This window comes from Staphylococcus sp. GDY8P57P (assembly GCF_017892585.1).
In the GTDB taxonomy this organism is placed as follows: Bacteria; Bacillota; Bacilli; order Staphylococcales; family Staphylococcaceae; genus Staphylococcus; species Staphylococcus borealis.
On the sequence record NZ_JAESLK010000027.1, the window covers coordinates 1 to 1,715 of the forward strand.

Consider the following 1,715-nt stretch of genomic DNA (forward strand, 5'->3'; position numbering starts at 1 on the left):
TGTTACAAACACTATTTAGTATTATGAGCTAATCAAACATCATAAATTTTTATGGAGAGTTTGATCCTGGCTCAGGATGAACGCTGGCGGCGTGCCTAATACATGCAAGTCGAGCGAACAGATAAGGAGCTTGCTCCTTTGACGTTAGCGGCGGACGGGTGAGTAACACGTGGGTAACCTACCTATAAGACTGGGATAACTTCGGGAAACCGGAGCTAATACCGGATAATATTTCGAACCGCATGGTTCGATAGTGAAAGATGGTTTTGCTATCACTTATAGATGGACCCGCGCCGTATTAGCTAGTTGGTAAGGTAACGGCTTACCAAGGCGACGATACGTAGCCGACCTGAGAGGGTGATCGGCCACACTGGAACTGAGACACGGTCCAGACTCCTACGGGAGGCAGCAGTAGGGAATCTTCCGCAATGGGCGAAAGCCTGACGGAGCAACGCCGCGTGAGTGATGAAGGTCTTCGGATCGTAAAACTCTGTTATTAGGGAAGAACATACGTGTAAGTAACTGTGCACGTCTTGACGGTACCTAATCAGAAAGCCACGGCTAACTACGTGCCAGCAGCCGCGGTAATACGTAGGTGGCAAGCGTTATCCGGAATTATTGGGCGTAAAGCGCGCGTAGGCGGTTTTTTAAGTCTGATGTGAAAGCCCACGGCTCAACCGTGGAGGGTCATTGGAAACTGGAAAACTTGAGTGCAGAAGAGGAAAGTGGAATTCCATGTGTAGCGGTGAAATGCGCAGAGATATGGAGGAACACCAGTGGCGAAGGCGACTTTCTGGTCTGTAACTGACGCTGATGTGCGAAAGCGTGGGGATCAAACAGGATTAGATACCCTGGTAGTCCACGCCGTAAACGATGAGTGCTAAGTGTTAGGGGGTTTCCGCCCCTTAGTGCTGCAGCTAACGCATTAAGCACTCCGCCTGGGGAGTACGACCGCAAGGTTGAAACTCAAAGGAATTGACGGGGACCCGCACAAGCGGTGGAGCATGTGGTTTAATTCGAAGCAACGCGAAGAACCTTACCAAATCTTGACATCCTTTGACAACTCTAGAGATAGAGCCTTCCCCTTCGGGGGACAAAGTGACAGGTGGTGCATGGTTGTCGTCAGCTCGTGTCGTGAGATGTTGGGTTAAGTCCCGCAACGAGCGCAACCCTTAAGCTTAGTTGCCATCATTAAGTTGGGCACTCTAAGTTGACTGCCGGTGACAAACCGGAGGAAGGTGGGGATGACGTCAAATCATCATGCCCCTTATGATTTGGGCTACACACGTGCTACAATGGACAATACAAAGGGCAGCGAAACCGCGAGGTCAAGCAAATCCCATAAAGTTGTTCTCAGTTCGGATTGTAGTCTGCAACTCGACTACATGAAGCTGGAATCGCTAGTAATCGTAGATCAGCATGCTACGGTGAATACGTTCCCGGGTCTTGTACACACCGCCCGTCACACCACGAGAGTTTGTAACACCCGAAGCCGGTGGAGTAACCATTTGGAGCTAGCCGTCGAAGGTGGGACAAATGATTGGGGTGAAGTCGTAACAAGGTAGCCGTATCGGAAGGTGCGGCTGGATCACCTCCTTTCTAAGGATATATTCGGAACATCTCGTAGAGATGAGGAATAACGTGACATATTGTATTCAGTTTTGAATGTTTATTAAAACATTCAACAACTAAATGAATATTGCATTTAATATTAA

Annotated in this window: 1 rRNA gene; it reads left to right on the forward strand. The window is 48.9% G+C overall.

Annotated features, from left to right (window positions below):
* Window positions 1-48: 48 nt before the first annotated feature.
* A 16S ribosomal RNA gene (locus KA878_RS09925) occupies window positions 49-1,599 on the forward strand.
* Window positions 1,600-1,715: the final 116 nt, after the last annotated feature.